Source organism: Maribacter cobaltidurans, assembly GCF_002269385.1.
Lineage (GTDB): Bacteria > Bacteroidota > Bacteroidia > Flavobacteriales > Flavobacteriaceae > Maribacter > Maribacter cobaltidurans.
This window is the reverse complement of the sequence record NZ_CP022957.1, coordinates 4,358,708-4,380,848: the sequence shown is the minus strand read 5'-3', so window position 1 is coordinate 4,380,848 and position 22,141 is coordinate 4,358,708. Positions and strand designations below refer to the sequence as shown.

Below are 22,141 nucleotides of genomic sequence, written 5' to 3'. Positions count from 1 at the left end.
AAATGTCAGTAACAGAATTAAATATATCTCCCGTTGGTCGTGTTGAGGGCGATTTGGATGTGAAGGTCTATATTGACAACGGCAAAGTCACACGCGCCCATACGCAAGCAGCGATGTTCAGGGGTTTTGAGAAAATCATGGCAGGCAAGGATCCACAATCGGGACTCATTGTTACTCCTAGAATTTGTGGTATTTGTGGAGGGTCGCACCTATATTGTGCATCCTCGGCATTAGATACTGCTTGGGGAACAAAGCTAACCCCAAATGCTCTTTTGTTGAGAGCGATTGGTCAGGCTTCGGAAACCCTTCAAAGTATCCCAAGATGGTATTATGCGATTTTCGCCACGGATTTAGCTAATAAAAAGTATGCCGATAAACCTTTATATAAGGAAGTGGTAAAACGCTGGTCCGCCTATGTCGGAGAAACCTTTCAAAAGGGATTGACGGCAAGTGGACTGCCAGTTCAGATTTATGCCTTGTTCGGTGGTCAATGGCCCCACTCAAGTTACATGGTGCCGGGTGGGGTGATGTGCGCTCCTACCTTAAAGGATATTACCAGAGCTCATGCTATACTCGCACAATTTAAAAACGATTGGTTAGAACCGATTTGGTTAGGTTGCTCTATCGAGCGTTATATGGAAATCAAATCTTGGGACGACATGTTGGCGTGGGTCGAAGAAAATGAATCTCAAAAGAATAGTGATCTGGGATTGTTGATTCGTGCGGGTATCGAATTTGGTTTGGATAAATTCGGTCAAGGTGTTGGTAAATTCTTAGCAACAGGAACATACTTGCATAAAGACAGATATAATAATCCAACTATTGAAGGTAGAAATGACGCCTTAATTAGCTCAAGTGGATTCTTTGATGGTGAAAATTATCATGAGTTTGACCACATGAAAGTGAGCGAGCACGTTAAGCATTCGTGGTATAAAGACCAAGAAGATGGGCTTCACCCTTGGGATGAACCGCTTCCGACACCTATGAAATCGCAGACATTGCATGATAGTGACTTTGATAATCAATATAGCTGGGCAAAAGCTCCGCGTTATGACGGACATGCTGCTGAAGCTGGTCCGTTGGCTAGGGTGATTATGAACGCTAACCCAAATAATAAGGAACATCAAATTAGAGATCCTTTATTTGGTGATATCATGAAAAAGCTAGGGCCTAGCGTATTCACTAGAGTTCTTGCTAGAGTTCATGAAGCTCCTAGAATCTATAAATTCATTGAACAATGGTTATCTGAAATTGATTTAGATGGTGAGTTCTACACCAAACCTGTTGAGAAAGACGGCAAAGGTTTTGGTGCTACGGAAGCAGCAAGAGGAGCCTTAGCACATTGGATTGAAATTAAAGATGGTGTTATCAAAAACTATCAAGTTATGGCCCCAACAACTTGGAATGTTGGTCCGCAAGATGGTAATGATAATCCAGGACCTATTGAGACCGCTCTTTTGGGCACAACGATCGAAGACCCATTAGATCCAGTAGAAGTAGGTATTGTAGCGCGCTCTTTCGATTCATGTTTGGTATGTACGGTACATGCCCATGATGCGCAAAGTGGCGTTGAGCTATCAAGATTCAAATTATAACTTCTGACATGTAGTTTTTTTGAGACTTTCCTGAGGGTGACCTCGGGAAAGTTTTTTACTTTAATAGAAAGAAAAATAGATGAAAACGGCAATAATGGGATTTGGAAATCCGGTGCGCAGCGATGATGCAGTAGGCATTTATGTAATAGAACAGTTGCGGGAAAAACTTCCCGATTCTGACGACATAAGCATTATCGATATGGGTACAGCTGCCTTTGAAGTACTTTTTGGTTTAAAAGGCCATGATAAGATTATTTTGGCAGATGCAGTTCTGAATAGCAATGAACCTGTGGGTACTTTGTTTAAAGTCCCAGCGGAAGAAGTAATGAAAGCACCTCAAGATGACCCGATGGTTTTTCTCCATGGAATGAAATGGGACCAGGCTTTATCGTACACGAAAAAAATATTACAAGATGAGTATCCAGAAGATATTCAAGTGTATTTAGTGGCGATTGAAAATACCAAGCTAGAAGTTGATTTGAGTGACGTGGTGAAGGAAGCAGGTGATAAAGTCGTACAACATATTTTGGAAGAATTAAATTTATAGATATCTACGTGAGTGCTAAAATCACCCTGAAGACTTCACATATTTATTTGGACAATGAATTGATTCAACCCATCTTCGGAGACATTCATTACGCGTATGTCACCTATGTGGAAGAGCAGAGTAAGGTTTTAATCACTCCTGTTTCGAGTCAATGGTTCGTTAAAATGTACAAACCGACTCAGTTTCTATTGAAATCACGTAATTTAAAAGGTGATAAAACCCTAGCTATTCGAGAGATATTGATAGACAATGATTTAGATATGACTGACAGGGATTTGGATTATGAAATCATTGAAAAAACGAATTTGATAAAGGTGAGTATCTCATGACAAAACCAAAAAACGACTGGCTAATAGATGCCGAGGTGCAGTACAAGGTTACCCCTGTAAAAGGACGTTGGGAGGTTTCGCTCATATTTATAAATACCCAAGACCCTAACGAGGTTTTGGTTCAAGTTATCGGTGATTACCGTTCGGAACGACTCGCTGAAATCTATGGTAGAAATATACAGCAAACAGCTGCAAAAGACCCACGAGGTACACAAAAAGTAGACAAAGATGCTTACGATATTAACAACAACTGATGCCATCCTAAAGGTTCAGAAGGCGATTGCATCGGTAGATAGATTGGATGAGTTGGTTGGCATAACCGAGGACGCTGAAACTATAGATGACCTGAAAACCTTGGTGGTAGCATCGGATGAAATTACAGTTCCTTTAGATTGGTATGATTTGGAACCGCCTTATATATTTCCTGCGACTCCATTTAACAGGCAAAATCTACTGGCCTTGGTTTTCTATAAGCTTGGAAATCATCAAAAGGCCTTTGAGTTTGTTTCTGAAGAACATCCGCTATACCACCACCTTTTGATTGCAACACATTTGCAATTCGGTTATGAGATTTCGCCTGACATGGTAGATTTTTGTTACAATACATCGCCGCACAACAGTGCAGTTCTAAGTTATTATGGTGTCGTAGAAAACCCCAAAAACAATGAGGGACTTAAAAAAGAGTTTTCTGAAGCACTTTCCAAAGCTGAAAATGATGAAGTCAAGGTATTTACGGCTAAACACTACCTAAATTTACTTCTCGATTCTGGTGAATTGCAGGAGGCAAAACAACTGGCGCAAGAACAATTCGAAATTGCCATTTCAGAAGATGCCAAAAATGCAATGAATACCCATTTAGCGGGAATTTTAATGGCACAATTACAAGTGCCTTATGATAGTCAAATGTTAGAAGAAGTTCATGAACTGCAGTTAAAGGCCATTGCTCAATTCGAAGCAAAAGACCTGAAAATACAGGCAGGAATGTTGTTGGTCGATGCAACAGAAATTGCCAATTTTAAGGGAGACTTTGTTGCATCCAAAGAACTTATTAATAGAGCGATTCAATATTTTAAAGAAGAAGATATTCCGGAGTTCTTGGGAGAGGCCGGATTCAAAAAAGCGATTCTATTATATACTTGGTCAAAGAATGGAAGTCCTCAATATTATAAAGCAGCCATTAATGCTTTTCAGGATGTATTGAAAGTGTTCAAGCGAGATACACATCCTCAGAAATTTGCAGATGTACATCACAATCTGGCGTTAATTTATTCTGAAATTCCGGTAGGTGCTGACGAGAAACCAATGTGGACGGCCTTTTGTGCATCATCCTTCAAAGAAGTTCTGGCTTTTTATACAAAAGATAAGTATCCGTATGAAAATGCAATGGCAAGTCATAATTATGCGACAGCGTTAATGCATTTTCCTCCAGCAAAAATTCATGACAATCTTGAAAAAGCAGCTGGTCTGTTTGAGGAAGCGCTTGAGGTGAGAACGGCAGAAGCATATCCCTTTGAACGTGCTTTGACCTTGATGAATCAATTGGAATTGGGATGGCTTACACATAACGAAACTAGTGAGGAGGAGTTGAAAAAATATGAAGAAATGAAGGAAAAAGCCGAGGAAGTGAAAACTTTGGTGACAGATGCTGGTATACTAGAACAAGCTGAGAAGCATCTCCAAGAATTGGAAAAAGTAAAAAGTTTAATTTAGGAGGGTTATGCACGAAACATCTATCGTAAATAGCATTATTGCGACTTTGGAACAAGAGTTTGAAGCTGAGAAACTCCAGAAGATGAAAGCAATTCACCTGAAAGTGGGAATCCTTTCGAACATAGAACCGCGTTTGCTACACAACGCATATGATGTTTATCATTTAAGGGATGGCAGATTTCAGAACGTTGCTTTGAAAATAGAATCGACACAATTGAAAATTCAATGTGAAGTTTGCGATCATGTTACCAATGTGGAGAATTACAGGTTTCTATGCGAAAATTGCGAACGACCAAGTAAAAATGTAATCGAAGGGGAGGAAATGTTGATTCACAAAATAGAATTTGATGACTAGACCATTAGGTCTTTATAAACACAAAAAAACGATGAGCGTAGATAAATCAACAAAGGCGGCACGAGGAACTGTGCAATGCGAGAACACTAATATCAATTTGCTCAAAGCAAATGATTTTGTAGCGGATATTATTAAAAAGGAAATGGCTAAAACCAATACTCTTTTAATCAACATAACCTCATCAGCAGGTAGTGGTAAGACCACCTTAATGCAGAAAACCGCAGAAAAACTAAAGGATAAAATAACAATGGCCGTGATGGTCGGAGATTTAGAAACGGAACGTGATGCAGAGCGTATTCGGGAGACCGGCATACATGCCCTGCAGATAGTAACGGGAGGTATTTGCCATCTGGAAGCTCAAATGGTGCATCAGGTTTTAGACCAATTCGACTTGGAGAATATTGATTTATTGTTCATAGAAAATGTGGGCAATTTGGTTTGTCCGGCTTCTTTCGATTTGGGTGAAGACTATCGCGTTACCTTAATGGCAACAACAGAAGGTGATGACAAGCCCAAAAAGTATCCTAAAATGTTTTTGACCAGCGATATGATGGTCGTTTCAAAAGCCGATTTATTGCCTTACGTGCCTTTCTCAGTAGAAGCCGTAATCAAGGATGCGCGAGAGGTAAACCATGAAATAGAAGTGTTACAAGTTTCGTCTACGAACGGAGAGGGAATAGATGCTTGGTGTGATTGGTTACTGGAGAAAATTGAACGGAAGAAAGGATAATGGCTAAATGCAAAAAACCTTTGAAATTACTATTTCTGGTCAAGTACAAGGGGTGGGTTTCCGTCCTTTTGTGTATAGTTTATCTAAACAATTTCAATTGAGGGGTTCGGTTTGCAATAATCAAGACGGAGTACTAATTCACATCAATGCCTCCGAAGAAAAAGCAACTAATTTTCTGGTTCAACTACTAGAAAATGCTCCATCAATTTCTATCATTCAATCACATAAGATTTCCGAAATTCCGTTTCAAGAATTCGATGGCTTCAAGATAATTCCTTCAGAAGCAAAGCATCAAACCAACATTCCGTTAACCCCAGATTTTTCTATTTGCGAATCATGCAAAGCTGAAATTAGGGATAAAAGCAATCGGCGATATGGGTATGCTTTTACCACATGCACCAACTGCGGCCCAAGATTTGCGGCGACCACAAAATTTCCTTTTGAGAGGTCAAATACAACGGTTTCTGCCTTTAAAATGTGTGCTACTTGTCAATCGGAATATATCAATCCTGATGACAGGCGATTTCATTCGCAAACGAATGGCTGCCCCGATTGTGGGATTCAATTAAAACTGCAAGATTATGACGGGAGGCAATTTGATGGAGACCATAAGGAGCTAGTTAAGAAAACATCCGACTTCATCCGAAAAGGAAGCATCCTGGCACTTAAAAACACAAATGGTTATCTGCTATGTTGCGATGCCAATAATAAGTCGGCGATAGAACGTTTACGTGAAAAAAAGCAACGCCCTGCGAAACCTTTTGCCTTGCTCTATCCATCCTTGGAAAGAATCAAAAAAGACTTTAACCTAAGTGCTACAGAAGAAAATGCACTTACTTCATCTGTAGCTCCCATAGTTATTTTGAACCCGAAGAAGTCTATTCCTGACTTGGAACAAGATGGTATCGCTCCAGGATTGAATCAATTCGGTGTTATGTTACCATCATCAGCTTTGCTCACGGTTTTGATGGATGAACTTGGTACTCCGATCATCGCCACGAGTGGAAATGTTCATGGCTCCCCGATTATCTCGAAAGAATCAGAAGCAATTCAAAAACTATCTGGAGTGGCTGATTATTTCCTGCATCACGATTTAGAAGTTACTTTTCCTCAGGATGATTCTGTATTTCGGTTTACTGATGAACATCAAATTACACTTCGACGTTCTCGTGGATTAGCTCCCAACTTTCTGAATATGACACCTTCGGGAAACGAAAAGATACTGGCCATGGGTGCCCATTTAAAGAGCACGTTTACGTTTGTGCCTAATTCGCATACCTATATGAGTCCTTATCTTGGAAATCTGGATAGCTATGATGTTTCCGAAAGATTTCAGAATAGTATTGGACAATTTGAAAAGTTGTTTCAAACACAACCGGAAGTAATTTTGATAGATGCCCATCCACAATATCAAAGTAGCATTTTGGGAAGGGAGTTGGCTGAAAAATGGAATGCGGAATATATCTCCATACAACATCACAAAGCCCATTTTGCAAGTGTTTTAGGCGAACACGATTTATTTGATTCCAAAGAAAAAATACTAGGTCTAGTTTGGGATGGAACTGGGTTTGGAGAAGACAATATGATATGGGGAGGCGAGTCCTTTACGTATCAAAATCACGAAATGGAACGGCTGATTCACTTTGAATATTATGATTGGTTGGCTGCTGATAAAATGGCGAAAGAACCAAGATTGTCCTTTCTCAGTATACTTCCCAATGCAGAAAAGGAAATTGCCAGGAAGAAGTTTTCCGAAACGGAATGGAAAGTCTATTTAAAAATGTTGGAGAACAACCCATTGAAAACATCATCGGTAGGACGCTTGTTTGACGCGGTTGCATCCTTGTTGGGTATAATAGATGTGACTAGCTATGAAGGTGAGGCTGCAATGCTATTAGAAAATCAAGCAAGAATGTATGTTGGAAATGATGAAGTTGATTTTTTAGCAGGGGTAGTATTTGAAAACATTCCAACAAAAACAATTATTCAAAATATTCATCAAGCTATGGTAGATGGTTTCTCAATTCCAAGAATTGCGAATAGTTTTATTCATACGCTAGCGCGCGTGATTTTTAATATAGCAAAGCAGCATAATTTTAGTTGTATTGCTTGTAGTGGCGGGGTTTTTCAAAATGCTGTACTCATCGAAAAGCTTATAAAACTAGCTGAAAATTCGGGAATAAAGTTAAAATTTAATCGTATATTGTCTAGTAACGATGAGAATATTTCGTTCGGTCAGTTATCTTATTATCAGCATATTAAAAAGTAAATTATGTGTTTAGCGATTCCAGGTAAAATCAAGAGTATTGAAATGCAGTATGATGGCAAGGTGCGCATGGCTAAAGTGTTATTTGGCGGTATAACCAAAGAGGCCAGTTTAGAAATGCTGCCTGATGCCGATATTGACGATTATGTATTGGTACACGTTGGTGTTGCCATCAGCAAAGTAGATGAAGAAGAAGCGCAAAAAACGTTTAAGTATCTGGAAGAGATTGGGGAACTGGGAGACCTTACCGATGTAGATGAATATTTGCCAAAAACTAATTAAAACCGTTTGCCGTGAAATGATCCATTACAAACATTACATTCAATTTGCAAATTGAGCGAATTACATCTGACCAATTAATAAAAATAAAAATCTACAGATGAAATACATGTCTGAATACCGCGACCCTGAACTCGCAAAAAAATATTTGGAAGAAATAAAGAACACCGTTTCTAGACCTTGGTCGATTATGGAAGTTTGTGGTGGGCAAACACATAGCCTTGTGAAAAATGGTATCATTGAAATGTTACCGGATTCGGTTACTATGATTCATGGACCCGGGTGCCCCGTTTGTGTGACTCCTTTGAATTTAATCGATAAAGCGGTGTATCTCGCCTCAGACAAAGGAGTGATTCTTTGCTCCTTTGGAGATATGCTGAGAGTGCCTGGTTCTCAAAAAAGTTTGCTTGAAGCAAAAGCAGAAGGAGCCGATGTACGGATTTTATATTCTCCCTTAGAGGCTGTAAAAATTGCCGAAGACAATCCGGATAAAGAAGTTGTTTTCTTTGCCGTTGGCTTTGAAACAACGGCTCCGGCAAATGCCTTGTCGGTAGTGCACGCGCATCGTAGAGGCGTAAAAAACTATTCTATTTTGGCATCGCATGTCTTGGTGCCACCAGCAATAAAAGCGGTAATCGATGATGAGGAAAGTAAAATAGATGGCTTTTTGGCTGCTGGTCATGTATGTACCATAATGGGCAATACGGAGTATCATCCAATATCGGCCAAATATAAAGTGCCGATCGTGGTTACGGGTTTTGAACCTTTAGATGTGCTGCAAGGTATTTTGATGGTTATCCGTCAATTAGAGCAAAGTAAGTCTGAAGTTGAAAATCAATACGCTAGAATCGTTCGGGAGGAAGGTAATCGTGATGCTCAAAAAGTCATTGATGAAGTTTTTGAAGTTAGACATCAGATGTGGCGGGGTATTGGGGAAATTCCTGATAGCGGCTATGCCGTTCGTGAGAAATATGCAGCGTTTGATGCTACAAAAAAATTTAGTGTCACGATTGAAGAGGCACCTGAAAACCCAGACTGTATTTCAGGTCAGGTTATGAAGGGAATCAAAAAGCCTTTTGAGTGCTCTCAATTTGGTAAAGCGTGTAAACCTACAAATCCACTTGGTGCGCCCATGGTCAGTAGTGAAGGGGCTTGTGCTGCCTATTATCACTTTTCCGGACTAGTTGAAGCTTAATCGAAACCAAATGCCGGAGAACAACAAAATACGCGTGCAGCTGCAATGCCCCATGCCTAAACTTGACTTTGATGTCATCACTTTAGGGCATGGAAGTGGCGGAGTACTAACCAACAGACTTTTAGATAGTGGTGTTTTTGATCTGCTGAAAAACGATATCCTCGACGAACGCCATGATGGTGCATTTTTAGAGTTGCATGGCAAAACGGCTTTTTCTACAGATAGCTTTTTAGTGTCTCCCATATTTTTCCCCGGGGGAAATATTGGAGAGTTGGCCGTAAACGGAACGGTCAATGATCTGGCAATGTGCGGGGCTACGCCCAAATATCTCTCGTTAAGTTTTATCATTGAGGAAGGACTTCCAGTAAAAGAATTTTGGGATATTCTGGTAGCCATCAAATTCGCTTGTGAAAAAGCAGGCGTGCAAATCGTTACTGGCGATACTAAAGTGGTTGAAAAGGGTAAGGGCGACAAAATTTTCGTGAACACTTCAGGTGTCGGACCTATTCATCCCAAAGCAAATATCCGCGTAAAAAATATATCCGTAGGAGACAAAATAATTATTAGTGGAAATGTTGCATCTCACGGAATGGCTATCATGTCGGTTCGTGAAGGTTTAGAATTCGGCTCTGAAATCAAGAGTGATACCACCAATCTAAATCATACCATACTACGATTGATTGAGCTGTTTGGAGAAAGTATTCATTTATTGACTGACCCGACACGGGGTGGTGTTGCAACAGTATTGAAAGAAATTGCACAATCTTCTGAAATAGGTATCGACTTGTTTCAAAGAGATTTTCCTATGGATGAACAGGTGGCAAGTGCCTGCGAATTATTAGGCTTGGACCCTTTATACGTAGCAAACGAAGGACTCTTTATTGCTTTCGTATCTGAGTCTGTAGCAGATGCCGTTTTGACTGCTTTGCAAGAAGATGAGAATGGTCAAAATGCTCGTATTATAGGAAGCGTCGTTGCGGAACATCCCAAACAAGTCATTATGGAAAGTGCAATAGGAGGTAAGAGGGTTATAAGTATGCTTCCCGGAGAACAATTGCCTAGAATTTGTTAATATGAATTTTGAAACGCTAGGCAAACATGTTACCGATTCTTATGTTTTTAAAGGTTCCGAGGAAATGCCATTCTTGGCTCCAAGAGGAGTTTTTACTATGGAGAATAAACTCTTTGTTTCCGATACGGGGCGTAATCGCATTTTTATCTGGAATGAAATTCCCAAGACAGAATATCAAGAACCCGATATTGTTTTGGGTCAGGTCGATGCCACAGAAACGGGTCGTAATGCGGGTGGAATTGCAACTGCAAGTACATTACATTATCCATCGGGAATATGGAGCAATGGCACTATCGTTATCGTTGCAGATGCTTGGAACCATCGCGTGCTTATTTGGCATTCGTTACCCACTCAAAATGGGCAGCCAGCGGATGTAGTGTTGGGGCAGCCCGATTTTGAATCAAATCAACCCAACGTTTCGGGTATTGGAAACGACCCTTCTGCACAAACCTTAAACTGGCCGTACGGAGTTTTCTCAGATGGAGAAAGCCTTTGGATAGCAGATACAGGGAATCGGAGGATATTGTTCTATGACGGGATTCCAATGACCAATTTTGCTCCGGCGGATGAAGTCATAGGAAAACCGGATTTCACGAACAGGGATTATGAAAATCATGAACCCATTTGGCCCTATTCCGTTAAGGTAAATGCCAAAAGACAAATGGTCGTAGCCGACACTCAATTCTACCGTTCATTAGTTTGGAATGATGCTGACAAAGCATTTTCAAAACCAGCGGATAGTATTATTGGACAAGCCGATTTTGATGCTTGTGGACAAAATCAGTTTGGCTTGTTTCCCTCTTCAAAATCGTTAAACTGGATATATGATGCTTGTTTCTATAAAGACGGGATACTAGTAAATGATACTGGGAATAGTAGAGTATTATGGTTTGATAAAATCCCAACGAAAAACAATCCCGAAGCAACAGCGGTCATTGGGAAACGAGATTTTAAAACAGGAAGCGAAAATAAAGAAACCTTGATGGGAACTTCAAGCTCCTTGTATTGGCCTTTTTCAATAACTACAAAAGAAAATAAACTAATCATTGCCGATACTGGAAATCATCGGGTAGTGATAACGGATTTAAAGCTCTAAAGACTAAGATACAGCCAGTAAACACCTATAGCAATTGCGAAAACTCCTCCCGATAAGCGCACCATTTTAAAAAGAGATTTACTGTTTTGTTTTTTGGAGTACCTCGCTAATTGTCCAAGTAAGAATGTATAAATCGTCATAACCAATAGTGTTCCTAATCCGAAGCCAATGATGTATTGAATACTATCAAATTTATTTTCAAATCCCAATACCGGAAGGAGTAAAACAAAATGTGCTATTCCTGCGAGTCCATGTAAAACCCCAATCCCAAAAGAAGTCCATTGATTTTGCTTAACCTTTTTGCTATGAGCGTGACCATGGTTTAGCATGTTTTTGTCATGCTCATGTTCGTGTATATGAATATAGGGCTCTTCCGCATTGTGCACATGCGGATGTTTGTGGTTTTTTCTTTTGCCGAAAATACTGTATAATGCCCAGAGTCCCACGACAATTAAAACGGCGCCAACTAGCTGTTCACTATGTTCCGATATTTTCTCTATTGGAATGTATTGCCGAAATAGGAGAAAAAGCAACCCTATCAAAAGCATTCCGGTCAGATGTCCAAAACCCCAGAACAAACCTATTTTCCAGACTTTTCGTCTCGTTTCAATCGCCAAAGGGGTAACCGCAGCCAAATGGTCTGGTCCTGAAACCACATGTAATATTGAAGCTGCAATACCGGCAAGTAAAGGAAAGCTCATCATTCGATTTACAAAAGAACAATGTAGTGAAATTTCTTGTCAAAATTGTTTCTGATACGCTTTTCAATTCGCTCTACGTTGTTACAAAATATACATTTCATTATTTAGCTCTTTAAAGTGAAAATCCTAGGCCGTTATAAATCATAATTATGGTCCTATTAATCGGCCGTTTTTCGGTACAACCGAAATGCCCTAAAAAAATATCTTATCCTAGTTCCATTTATCGTTCTTTTTAGTAGTTTCGTTATATAACCTTTTACGGAACTAAAAATGGTAGTAGGATATGCCAGGGTATCGACACCCGAGCAAAAGCTTGAAGCACAGATCGATCTGTTAAAAAATGCTGGTTGTGAGAAAATTTATAAGGATATAGCAAGCGGTACCCGGGACGACAGAAAAGGATTGAACGAAATGCTGAGATATATGCGAAAGGGGGACACTATCCTTACCTATAAAAACGACAGGGTTTTCCGTTCGCTGAAAAATATGGTTGAACTTATTGATAGGTTCAATGAGGCAGGGGTACATTTCAAAAGCTTGAGCGAACCGGAATTCGACACCACATCGGCCAACGGTAAATTTTTATTACAGATTTTTGCGGCAGTTGCGGAATTCGAACGCAACCTTATCAGTGAACGCACAAAGGTGGGGCTTGATAATGCAAGAAAGCGGAACAAGTTGTTGGGCAGGCCCAAAGGGTCGAAGATTGAAACAATCGAAAAGTACCATTATGCCAAGCATCTGTACGGGAATCAAGGAGTATCGATTGATTTGGCCTGCAAACGGGCAAAAATCGGTAAGACCTCTTTTTATAGAGTAGAAAAAGAACTTTCGTCAAAATCAAGTAGTTAATCTCAGACAAGGCTATGTCTTACCTCACATCACTTAGCATAACTACAGAAAGAACCCATCCGTTTCCCTATGATGTCAGTGCAATAAAGTTTGCAAAGGACGTTGATGTATCCGCACCTGTTACCTTTATTATAGGTGATAACGGTACCGGAAAGTCCACATTGCTCGAAACATTGGCACTTCGTTTACAATTACCACATATGGATGGATTTGGGTATGGTAAAAATTGTTTCAAGGCAGCCCGTTCGTTGACGCCATATCTGCATTTAGATTGGAAAATTGAAAAACCCAGAGGATTTTTCTTCAGGGCAGAGGACTTTGGTGACCTCTTGAACAGTATCGACAGAGAGGATGCCAGGCTCCATGAATCCTTCAAGGATATTTATGGAGAAGTTCCAGACCATATCATCCAAGAAATGAAGGACAACCAAAACTATCAGATTTATCGAATGCGATTGAACTATGGTCAGGATCTACAAGGTTTTTCTCATGGGGAGGCCTACCTGAAGATAATGGACGATACTATAAATGGAAACGGGATATTTCTATTGGATGAACCGGAGGCCGCTTTGTCACCATCCAAACAGTTGTCCTTGCTTTATTTTATCCAAGAACATCTTAAATCCCATATGTCCCAATTCATTATAGCTACACATTCACCTATGCTTATGGCATATCCCGGAGCCAATATATATGAGGTGACCGACAAAGGAATGAACAAAGTATCTTTGGAGGAGACAGAACATTACACTATTACAAGGTCGTTCCTGCAAAGTCCAGAAAGCTATTTGAGGTTTTTCAAGTAGAAAGTCCGGTATTATAATATGCGGTGCCGTCAAAAAATGGATACCACCATTTATCCCTTGTATTGGTTTCTCCTATGTTTTTTCCAGTTCCTGGTACGTTTTGAATACTTCGAGTTGGTCGTTTCAATCCCGTGGGGAAAACAGTAACAACAGCCACCCATCTTAAGATAGTTGTCAATCCTTGATAAACGAACATTGGATATTTTCTTTGGAAAATCAATATGTCCTTCAGGGGTAAGTCCAAAAGCCCTTTCAAATCGTTTCGTATATTTCACGATTTCAATGTTTTAAGTGAATACTTAAAACATTGAGCCTTTTAGGAATTTGGAAAGAAACATAATCGGTTGATTTCCGTAAAGATAGTCCATAAAACAGTTTGGGCACAAGTTATATTCAAAAGCTATGAAATGGTAGTGTAATCCCGAAACAAACGAATGTTCTTAAGCATTTGCAGAATAGTAGTTTGGTTAATCCAATTGGACTTTTGGCCAACTTTTGAGATGTAACCATTGTATAAGAAGTGCCAGTGTTTTCAGTACCTGTGAGCTAAGTTGTCGTTTTATGCAGCTATGAGGTCACTAGGCCATATTATTGTAGATGCCAATCACCCCTTAGCTGGTGAAGACCTAACTTTTGAGTTGGAGTTATTGGAGATAAAATAATTGATTATTTACCCAAGAATATAAAAACCGCCCTACTCGGGCGGTTTTTTTGTGCTCAGAATTCATTGCATTCATGTGAAATATATGTATAAATTAAACTCGATGCCGACACATGATGAATCTATGAATAGGTAATAATTAATTGACTGACAGTAGTTTAATGTCAAAAATAAGTACGGACCCACCTGGAATACCGTTATAATCATAGCTACCGTATCCTAAATGTGAGGGTATGAATAAAGTGCCATTTCCGCCTTCTTTAAAATAAGGGATACCCTCTGTCCAGCCCTTGATTACCCGATTGAGTCCAATGGTAATCCCATCTTCTGGACTTTGGTCGAATACCGTTCCATTTAAATAATAGCCCTTATAGGCAACGGTTACATTGGAAGTTGCAGTGGGTTGTGCGCCATCACCGGGGTTTTCAATTGTATAATAAAGCCCCGATGCTGTTTTTTCAGCTTCTAGATCATTGGCCGTTAAATAGTCTGTAATTTGTTTGTCATTTAAGGCTGTATAATCTACGGGGTCAATATAAACTTCATTACCGGAATCTAGATTACATGAAGTAATCAGCACTAAAAGTAAAAGGTAAGTAATGTTTTTCATTTTGGATTTTTAAGCTAATATAGTTCGTGTTTTAAATAGTAATTCGTTAATAGATAAGATTAACAGTTTGATGAAACGTTGCGTATAACCCTTTAATAATTTGCAAAAGAATTATTTGTTCTCTGTTTTAGAGAGTTTAATAGGTAGGCAATGAGTATGAAGAAAACCTACGCTTTAAATATTCTATTTTACATAATATAAATTATAGTACAAATATGTCTATATCGTAAAACGGCGCATGCTTGCATTTGATATAATATCAGATATATGATTATCAAAATTTTGATGGGAACAATACGTTTTCTTAGTTTTAGGTACCGAACCAGACAGAGTAAAACCAAATACAAATGTTTTATACTTATCTTTTTTTTCTACTTGTATTTGTTGTTTTTCTTCGCCCCATTTCAACCCTTGTCCATGAATTAGGTCATGGAATTCCCGCACTTCTTTTAACAAATGGTAAGGTTACATTATATCTAGGTTCTTATGGTAACCCAAAGAACGGTTTTAGAGTTCAAATGTGGAGATTGGAATTGTTTTTTAGAAAAAATCCCTTCCATTGGAAGCTCGGTTTGTGTAAAATGCATGATGAAAGAGTTTCCATCAACAATCAAATTTTCATAACTCTTATGGGGCCAATTATGTCGTTAGTCCTTGCCGGTGTTATAACATATCTTGTATTTTTCTCAGATATAAATGAAGATTGGAAAGTCATTTTATTTTTCTTTGGGATATCAACATACTTCGATTTTTTCGCTAACCTAATTCCAAGAAAAGAACCGATTAATTTACACGATGGGACTTCTACCTTTAATGACGGTCAAAATATTCTTAACCTCATTAAATTAAAGAACTTGCCACCTGAATATTTAGAAGGAGTAGAAAAGCTTAATAAAAAAGAATTCAAAGAGGCTGGTAAAGTTTTTTGTGGAATTTTACAATCTGGCCATAAACAAGATTTTATTTATCGGCTCACTATTTCTTCTTTTTTAAACGCCTATGATTATAAAAAGGCAAATGTTGTCAATAAGGAGTTTGAAGAAAAAAAGAACCGAAAAAACTTCGATTCTAATGATTATAATAGCTCAGGTTTAATAAAATCTTACTTAAAAGATTTTTCTCACGGGATACAAGATTATGAGAAATCTTTAGAATTGAATCCCAACAACTCCTATACACTCAATAATAGAGGTTACACCTTCAATTTGATGAAAGAATACGAAAAGGCAATAATTGACTTTGATAAAGCAATTGAATTAGAGCCTGAACATGCTTATCCTTACAACAATCGAGGACTTGCAAAAATAAAACTTGGGCAAACCGAAGAGGGTCTTAAGGATATACAAAAGTCGATGGAATTGGACGAAGACAATTCATATGCTCATATGAACATTGGCATCTATTACTATGATTCTGGAGACTATGCCAAGGCCTTAGAAAAGTTTGAATTAGCATATAAACTGGATGCCAACACATATGAAATCAAAAATAGAATTGCTGAAGCCAAGAGTAAGTTGAAGTAATCCGAGCCATTCCACACACATTATACTCCCCTCCTACTGTCGAGTCGCATAATAAGTGTTTATTCATTGCTTGTTATTTGTTTTTTTAAAGGTATTCGTGAACCTTAAATGAAGTTTGGCTACCGCCTAACCTTATTCTTCGGTTTCATTACCTTTTGAGAAGGGGGTTTTAGAAGAAAAATTTAAAGAAAATTTAGTGCCAATAAGTACTCCGGTGCATTATACAAATACATCACTTGGGTAATCGATTCTTTATGGTCCCAATTTGCCCCATATGGTTGGCCGAATGTTCCATGACATGGTACCAGATATAATGGTAGTTCAATCCCTCCTCTATATTCGAGGCGAACCAGGCATCATCCTTGGTTTTGAGTAAGGTCAACGTTTTTTTACGGACGGCATCCCATAAATCCAAATAGTACCCAATAGGCTCACCTTTGAGCATACTATTTACCTTTGCATTCAATTCCCCCGCAACACCAACGCTTGCAAGCTCATCTTCTGTCCATTCCCTGTCCTCCAAGGTAGCTACCTGATAATAGGATTCTGTGGATACCAAATGCATAATTAAGGCCCCTATACTATTCGGATTGGAATCATATAAAAAATCGGTTTGTGATTGGTCCAAATCTTTAACTTGTTCGGTAATACGGTCTTTTAAGTCTTCCAACATATAGACCATGCTACCAATGTTTGGCGAGTAGCCTTCAACCGACTTTAATTCCCCTTGTGCGTTCAACAACACCATCGGTAATAATAAAAGTAAAAGGCTGATTCTGGTTTTCAAGGGTTTCATAGTGTCATTTTCGAATTAGTAAATGGATATGGATCACTTTTTAAACGTACTATTTCTGGTCATACAGAAAAAACATGGTAGAAGGTAATCGATTACCTACCAATATCCATGATTATCAATCCTTTTGACACGGTTTTAACACAGTATGGTCGCTTCTATACTATCGCGCTACATAGAAATGCTACTCCCCTCCTATCCTTCAGCTTACCTTGACTCCACTTGGTATAGGTCGCTCAGGGGGAGGTTTTAATTTATCCGAAGAATGCGCTAAAGCGATTCCGCGCTAAAGGTATCGCCTTGGGAAATATCCCCGGTTTCATACCCTTTTTTAAACCAGCGCATACGTTGTTCAGAAGTGCCATGTGTGAAGGAATCGGGTACTACCCTACCTGAAGATTGCTTTTGTAGGCGGTCGTCCCCAATGGCATTCGCGGCGTTCAAGGCTTCTTGGAGATCACCGCTCTCCATCAGCTGTTTGGAACGATTGGCCCACACCCCGGCCAGAAAATCGGCCTGTAGCTCTAGGCGTACGGAATATTTATTGAACTCGGTCTTACTTAATTGACCTCTGAGCCTATCGATTTTATCGGTAATTCCCATTAAATTTTGAATGTGGTGCCCTACTTCGTGGGCAATGACGTAAGCTTGTGCAAAATCGCCAGGAGCGTTCAACTGGCGTTCCATTTCCTCAAAAAAACTAAGGTCCAGGTATAGCTTTTCATCCCCGGGACAATAAAACGGACCGGTGGCACTGGATGCGGAACCACAGGCGGAGGATACATATCCTGAAAATAACACCAATGTTGGTTCGCGGTAATTTTCCAAGGTGTTGTTCCAAACATCTTCGGTGCTCGCCAAGACAACGGCACTAAAGTCGGCCAGTTTATTTTCTTCGGGAGTTCCTTCATAATTTCCTGAAGGAGCGGATTGCGTTACCCCGCCGCTAAGTAAATTACTGATCAGGGTCAATGGATTATTTCCGGTAACAAATGAAAATACAAGGAACAGACCTACAATGATCAAACCCACTTTGGAAAAGAGCAGTCTAATGATCGGACCGAGTAAATTCGGACTAAATCCGCCAAAACCCCTTTCGGAACTGGACCGACCTCTTCGGTCATCGACATTTGAACTTTGACGCCTACCTTGCCATTTCATACTGTTGATTTTTAAATAATTAAATCAAATATAATGCATATGGCCGTTATTCAATGAGGGAAATTAACCTAAGGAAAGATTTTTTTGCCCTAAAAAATTGATTGAAGATAAAAGCTTCTATTGCTGGTTTTCTAATATCTTAAGTATAGCGTAAACCAAATTCAGGGTACTTTTGGACGCTTCCAGTTGGTTTAAAGTGCCTGTAATATAAGTGTCCAATTGAGGGCAATACCATAAAAACGATGCAGTACTACCGGTATGCCCCATTACTTCCAAGTTTGTGTCATCATCAAAAAGTGTTTTGAAAGATACCTTTCGTATCCCATACCCGTATTCCATGCCTACCGTTTCATATACCCATTGTTGCATCGTGTGGCGTGTATTCTTCTTTACCAGTTTATTGGTGTTGTAGGCTTCAAGAAAGGTAATCAGGTCTTGGGTTGTGGATACCAAACCTCCCCCACCCCAATCGGCACTTAAACTTTTAATGGATGATACTTCCGTATCGCCGACATAAAATTTGGCCATGGGGCGTTCATTCTTCAGCGATAATGATTTTAAATTGATATAGGAAGACTCCATCCCCAAAGGCTGAAAAATATGCTGTTTAAAAAACTCATCCAAGGAAAGGCCGCTTACCTTTTCGACCAGCAGTGCCAACAGCACATATTCCGTATCCGTATACTGATAGCCATCACCGGGAACAAAATGAGGTTTCATCTTTTCTTTGCTAAACCGAATCATCTCCTCGGGTGACCACGACTCATCCGTATCCATCAACAGTTGATTAATGATATTGGGACTACCATCTACGGTTTTGTCCGTAAAATAATCCGGCAGCCCCGATCTATGTTGTAAAAGATGGGCGATGGTAATGTCTTTTGAGTAGTCCTTTCCATCCAATACGTGCAGCTTTTCAATCAATGATTTTGGCAAAAATTGTGCAATCTTATCCTCAAAATTCACTTTCTTTTCATCCTTTAACATGCCTACGGCGGTAGCCGTGAGCATTTTGGTAATACTGGCCGTGTAAAATGGATTATTGATGGTTATGGCATGTTCCGAATTCACGGTACTTTCCGCCAACCGAACATCAATTCCTTTGGATTTGGAATAGACGTGCAGAAAAGCACTTTTGATAGGTTCCTTTTCCAATTCGGTCGCAAATAATTCCGCAATCTTTTGAGTTGCGGTCTGCTGACCAAAAGTACATATGGAAACAAAAAGTACTATGGTTCGTATTACCTTATTCTTCATTGTATTGCTTTCGTTATGTAAGATACTTCATTTAAAATAGTCCCTTGTTAGAACCAACTGAACCCTAGCCCGATGTTAAGGCTTACTGCGTCCCTATGCGCATCTCCGGCTAAAAATGCCCTGCCCATTACCAGCTTGGACTGCACGTTCAGCGCAAAATTATTCTTTTTGTAGATTTCATAACCCGTGCTGGCCATTACGGCACATCCAAAATTCCAATCATCATTTTCGTTGTCCTTAATGTCATAGAGTGCCGGTGAATCTATGGCCAAACCTATACCTCCATGAATCCACCAACGGTCATTTGCCCAATATTGTAGGGACGGTATAAAGCCTCCAAAATGTCTGTCATTGTCCTGAAATTCGTATATGTTTCCCGGTAAAGAGACCGTAATGGCGAGATTATCGTTCAACATGTGGCCGAACTTTAAATCTGGAAAAACGAACGTTCCCTGAGCTTTGTCAAACGTTTGATTACCAGCACTATCCTCTATGCCGATAATGCCCCCACCTACTTGGAATTCGATGAAGAGACCATCCCTCTGTGTTGTTGTTTCTGAATGTGCGTTTTGTGCATAGGTTACACTTGATACGAATGCAAAGGCTACACAAGCCATTTTTAATACGATTTGTTTTTTGATTGTTTTACTCATGCCTTTGTTATTTAATTTTAATAGGTATTCGTGAATCTTTGATTTCATGATTGTTCGTTTTTTGATTGTTTTAAATTGATGTTACAAAGTTGGGGTACCTATTCAAGAAAATCGTATTGAATTATAATTTGAAACCTAACTATTCTTTTTACTTTGGATTGATTACTTGTTGGCCTTCGCCAAAACATGGTATATCAAGTTTTGCATTTCTACCGATTTGTACATCGGTATTTGATGTCCCACATTTTTCAGCCGAAACAGTTGCTTTTTGGGTGCTTCTAGTTTTTTATAAAATTTTTGTGTGAGTTCAAAACCGGTGGTTAGATCGTCCTCCCCTATGAATACATACACTGGGATTTTAAAAAGGGTTAGATGCTTTAATGCGTTAATGCTATACAGTTCTTTATAAAGGGCCATCCATTGTGCCTCCCATTCCTTAAAGAATTTCATGTATTGAACAAATTCATTTTCTGAAATGGGAGTTCCCTTGTAATCACTGATCCATTTAAATTGAACGGCCATATCCTCGACGTTTTCATAAGGTATATGTACAGCTTTAAGTTGCCTAACGGCTTCCTTATTGTTCCGTGCCCTGTAGTGCTTTATCAGTTTGGCTTGGGTCGCATCTTGACTTTTTTGATTATCTATTACGGGACTAATGGCCACCAATGAGGCTATTTTATTTGGATATTTTGATGTCAAATGGAACCCTAAAACGGTTCCCCAAGAATTGGCTGCCACTATCATTTTGTCTTTTTGAAACGCTTCCAATAGATATTCCAAGATGTCCTCGGCATCTTGTTTCATAACCGAAAGGGTGGGCGATATTAAATTACCGAGCGATGATTTTCCTGACCCTCTTTGGTCCCAATGGACCACCAAGAAATGTTCTTCCAGAATATGGGTGATTTGTTCCCTGTGGGATGAGCTCGCCGCTCCGGGTCCACCATGTAGATACAGCAGAAGGGGATTGCTTTTATTCCCTTTGATACTGATGAATTGCTTACTGCCCCCAATTTTCACAAATTGGGTAGTATCCACACGTGTTGAATCCAGCCTAGGACTCTGCGCGAATAAAGTAGAGGATAGCGCAATACAAATTACTGTTAATAGATATTTCATGAGGTTGTAGCTAAAAAAAAGGTTGTTAAATCACTATAATCCAAAGTCTTACTTGATGTCCCATAGAGGACTGTATCACTTTAGGATTATCTTTAAAATTTGATTCCAACGTATAGATTCGGTTCAAAAAGGAAATAGGATTTCCATCGATTGTCCAATTGTTTAAAGGCGTCCGGGGTATTGGTATCGAACATCCAATTTTGAAAATGGACTTGGGGCTCAATAAAAATGCGCTTCTTTTTTCCGAAAGCAATATGATAACCCAAATGGTAAGACGTGTAGAGTTTGAATCCATTGGCTATTTTTTCATTGTTGAGGTCTAGATAGGTTTTGTATTGCGGTAAAACTTCTACCGTAGCGAACAATCCTTTCCAAAGCATGCGTTGGTATGAAATTCCAATACCCGTTTCACGTAGGTAGCCGGGATAGAATTCACTTTCTGAATCTATTTTGTCTTTAAGGCCATCCCACCACTGTATGCCCATGGGCTGAAACAATCTCCAAGTGGCGAATTTTACACCGATGATGTTTTTGGAATCCAATTCGCGCTTCACATGAAGCTCAATATGTTGTGTATTGGTTCTTTCGCCTCCTTTACCAATATTACCTAGGATGATGGCAGGAAAGCTCACCCTGTACTTATAATCGGAATCATTACTCAATATAGATTCCTTGTTACTTTGAGCAAAAACACTTAACGTGCAAAGTGTTAGACCGATGATGAATAGTTTTTTCATTGTAATGTATTTTTAATTTTCGTTTTTGATTTGTAATGAATTGATGAGGCAAAGAAACTGTACACAGGAAGGCGTATCGTCCTGAATTATG

24 protein-coding genes and 1 pseudogene are annotated in these 22,141 nt (G+C 39.3%); 16 read left to right on the top strand and 9 right to left on the bottom strand.

Annotated elements, in window-relative coordinates; all coding sequences use genetic code 11:
* Nucleotides 1–2: 2 nt before the first annotated feature.
* The 12 genes from CJ263_RS19730 (at nucleotide 3) to CJ263_RS19675 (ending at nucleotide 11,174) form a co-directional block, all read left to right on the top strand.
* Nucleotides 3–1,595, top strand: coding sequence for a nickel-dependent hydrogenase large subunit (locus CJ263_RS19730; protein WP_036382135.1), 1,593 nt, complete (start codon nucleotides 3–5; stop codon nucleotides 1,593–1,595).
* Nucleotides 1,596–1,674: 79 nt separating this feature from the next.
* The gene (locus CJ263_RS19725; RefSeq protein WP_036382137.1) at nucleotides 1,675–2,142 is read left to right on the top strand and encodes a hydrogenase maturation protease; all 468 of its coding nucleotides are present in this window, start codon (nucleotides 1,675–1,677) and stop codon (nucleotides 2,140–2,142) included.
* Nucleotides 2,143–2,150: 8 nt separating this feature from the next.
* Nucleotides 2,151–2,471: a hypothetical protein gene (locus CJ263_RS19720; RefSeq protein ID WP_051947244.1), complete on the top strand. Its 321-nt coding sequence runs from the start codon at nucleotides 2,151–2,153 to the stop codon at nucleotides 2,469–2,471.
* Nucleotides 2,468–2,725, top strand: a complete 258-nt coding sequence (locus CJ263_RS19715; protein WP_036382140.1) for a hypothetical protein — start codon at nucleotides 2,468–2,470, stop codon at nucleotides 2,723–2,725. Before CJ263_RS19720 ends, CJ263_RS19715 begins: the two co-directional genes overlap by 4 nt.
* On the top strand, nucleotides 2,700–4,181 hold the full coding sequence (locus CJ263_RS19710; protein WP_072877979.1) for a hypothetical protein: 1,482 nt from the start codon (nucleotides 2,700–2,702) through the stop codon (nucleotides 4,179–4,181). The genes CJ263_RS19715 and CJ263_RS19710 overlap by 26 nt, the downstream gene beginning before the upstream one ends.
* Before the next feature lie 7 nt (nucleotides 4,182–4,188).
* Entirely contained in the window at nucleotides 4,189–4,536 is a 348-nt protein-coding gene (locus CJ263_RS19705) for a hydrogenase maturation nickel metallochaperone HypA/HybF (RefSeq protein WP_036382147.1), read from the top strand.
* Between the two features lie 31 nt (nucleotides 4,537–4,567).
* Entirely contained in the window at nucleotides 4,568–5,266 is a 699-nt protein-coding gene (gene hypB / locus CJ263_RS19700; protein WP_072878679.1) for a hydrogenase nickel incorporation protein HypB, read from the top strand.
* Nucleotides 5,267–5,273: 7 nt separating this feature from the next.
* Nucleotides 5,274–7,535 carry a carbamoyltransferase HypF gene (gene hypF / locus CJ263_RS19695; protein WP_094998669.1) on the top strand — a complete coding sequence of 754 codons (2,262 nt, stop codon included), beginning with the start codon at nucleotides 5,274–5,276 and terminating at the stop codon, nucleotides 7,533–7,535.
* Nucleotides 7,536–7,538: 3 nt separating this feature from the next.
* On the top strand, nucleotides 7,539–7,814 hold the full coding sequence (locus CJ263_RS19690; RefSeq protein WP_036382153.1) for a HypC/HybG/HupF family hydrogenase formation chaperone: 276 nt from the start codon (nucleotides 7,539–7,541) through the stop codon (nucleotides 7,812–7,814).
* Between the two features lie 97 nt (nucleotides 7,815–7,911).
* Nucleotides 7,912–9,006, top strand: coding sequence for a hydrogenase formation protein HypD (gene hypD, locus CJ263_RS19685; protein WP_036382157.1), 1,095 nt, complete (start codon nucleotides 7,912–7,914; stop codon nucleotides 9,004–9,006).
* 10 nt (nucleotides 9,007–9,016) lie between these two features.
* Entirely contained in the window at nucleotides 9,017–10,078 is a 1,062-nt protein-coding gene (hypE, locus tag CJ263_RS19680) for a hydrogenase expression/formation protein HypE (RefSeq protein WP_229702477.1), read from the top strand.
* A gap of 1 nt (nucleotide 10,079) precedes the next feature.
* A complete protein-coding gene (locus CJ263_RS19675) occupies nucleotides 10,080–11,174 on the top strand; it encodes an NHL repeat-containing protein (RefSeq protein WP_036382160.1) in 1,095 nt (364 codons plus the stop codon).
* Here the strand turns inward: CJ263_RS19675 and CJ263_RS19670 are convergent.
* Complete coding sequence (locus tag CJ263_RS19670) at nucleotides 11,171–11,878, bottom strand: urease accessory protein UreH domain-containing protein (protein ID WP_094998670.1); 708 nt, start codon at nucleotides 11,876–11,878, stop codon at nucleotides 11,171–11,173. The genes CJ263_RS19675 and CJ263_RS19670 overlap by 4 nt on opposite strands.
* A gap of 267 nt (nucleotides 11,879–12,145) precedes the next feature.
* Between CJ263_RS19670 and CJ263_RS19665 the strand changes: the two genes are divergently transcribed.
* Both CJ263_RS19665 and CJ263_RS19660 read left to right on the top strand, forming a co-directional pair.
* On the top strand, nucleotides 12,146–12,727 hold the full coding sequence (locus tag CJ263_RS19665; RefSeq protein WP_094998671.1) for a recombinase family protein: 582 nt from the start codon (nucleotides 12,146–12,148) through the stop codon (nucleotides 12,725–12,727).
* 14 nt (nucleotides 12,728–12,741) lie between these two features.
* Complete coding sequence (locus CJ263_RS19660; RefSeq protein WP_094998672.1) at nucleotides 12,742–13,533, top strand: AAA family ATPase; 792 nt, start codon at nucleotides 12,742–12,744, stop codon at nucleotides 13,531–13,533.
* A 50-nt stretch (nucleotides 13,534–13,583) separates the two neighbouring features.
* On the opposite strand, the gene CJ263_RS19655 is transcribed toward CJ263_RS19660, so the two are convergent.
* Nucleotides 13,584–13,808, bottom strand: a complete 225-nt coding sequence (locus CJ263_RS19655; RefSeq protein WP_094998673.1) for a phosphate ABC transporter substrate-binding protein — start codon at nucleotides 13,806–13,808, stop codon at nucleotides 13,584–13,586.
* Nucleotides 13,809–14,117: 309 nt separating this feature from the next.
* Here CJ263_RS19655 and CJ263_RS21415 point away from each other — a divergent pair.
* A pseudogene (locus CJ263_RS21415) lies at nucleotides 14,118–14,195 on the top strand (FKBP-type peptidyl-prolyl cis-trans isomerase); the annotation flags it as partial.
* Nucleotides 14,196–14,333: 138 nt separating this feature from the next.
* On the opposite strand, the gene CJ263_RS19650 reads toward CJ263_RS21415, so the two are convergent.
* Nucleotides 14,334–14,804 carry an FKBP-type peptidyl-prolyl cis-trans isomerase gene (locus tag CJ263_RS19650; protein ID WP_094998833.1) on the bottom strand — a complete coding sequence of 157 codons (471 nt, stop codon included), beginning with the start codon at nucleotides 14,802–14,804 and terminating at the stop codon, nucleotides 14,334–14,336.
* A gap of 347 nt (nucleotides 14,805–15,151) precedes the next feature.
* On the opposite strand from CJ263_RS19650, the gene CJ263_RS19645 reads away from it, so the two are divergent.
* The gene (locus tag CJ263_RS19645; RefSeq protein ID WP_094998832.1) at nucleotides 15,152–16,327 is read left to right on the top strand and encodes a tetratricopeptide repeat protein; all 1,176 of its coding nucleotides are present in this window, start codon (nucleotides 15,152–15,154) and stop codon (nucleotides 16,325–16,327) included.
* A 232-nt stretch (nucleotides 16,328–16,559) separates the two neighbouring features.
* On the opposite strand, the gene CJ263_RS19640 is transcribed toward CJ263_RS19645, so the two are convergent.
* From CJ263_RS19640 to CJ263_RS19615, 6 genes are all read right to left on the bottom strand, one after another.
* Entirely contained in the window at nucleotides 16,560–17,123 is a 564-nt protein-coding gene (locus CJ263_RS19640; RefSeq protein ID WP_094998831.1) for a mycothiol transferase, read from the bottom strand.
* A gap of 267 nt (nucleotides 17,124–17,390) precedes the next feature.
* A complete protein-coding gene (ypfJ, locus tag CJ263_RS19635; protein ID WP_094998830.1) occupies nucleotides 17,391–18,281 on the bottom strand; it encodes a KPN_02809 family neutral zinc metallopeptidase in 891 nt (296 codons plus the stop codon).
* Between the two features lie 117 nt (nucleotides 18,282–18,398).
* The gene (locus CJ263_RS19630) at nucleotides 18,399–19,538 is read right to left on the bottom strand and encodes a serine hydrolase domain-containing protein (RefSeq protein WP_094998829.1); all 1,140 of its coding nucleotides are present in this window, start codon (nucleotides 19,536–19,538) and stop codon (nucleotides 18,399–18,401) included.
* Nucleotides 19,539–19,585: 47 nt separating this feature from the next.
* The gene (locus CJ263_RS19625) at nucleotides 19,586–20,191 is read right to left on the bottom strand and encodes a hypothetical protein (protein WP_094999327.1); all 606 of its coding nucleotides are present in this window, start codon (nucleotides 20,189–20,191) and stop codon (nucleotides 19,586–19,588) included.
* Between the two features lie 162 nt (nucleotides 20,192–20,353).
* Complete coding sequence (locus CJ263_RS19620; RefSeq protein WP_094998828.1) at nucleotides 20,354–21,313, bottom strand: alpha/beta fold hydrolase; 960 nt, start codon at nucleotides 21,311–21,313, stop codon at nucleotides 20,354–20,356.
* Nucleotides 21,314–21,405: 92 nt separating this feature from the next.
* The gene (locus tag CJ263_RS19615; RefSeq protein WP_094998827.1) at nucleotides 21,406–22,050 is read right to left on the bottom strand and encodes a hypothetical protein; all 645 of its coding nucleotides are present in this window, start codon (nucleotides 22,048–22,050) and stop codon (nucleotides 21,406–21,408) included.
* Nucleotides 22,051–22,141: the final 91 nt, after the last annotated feature.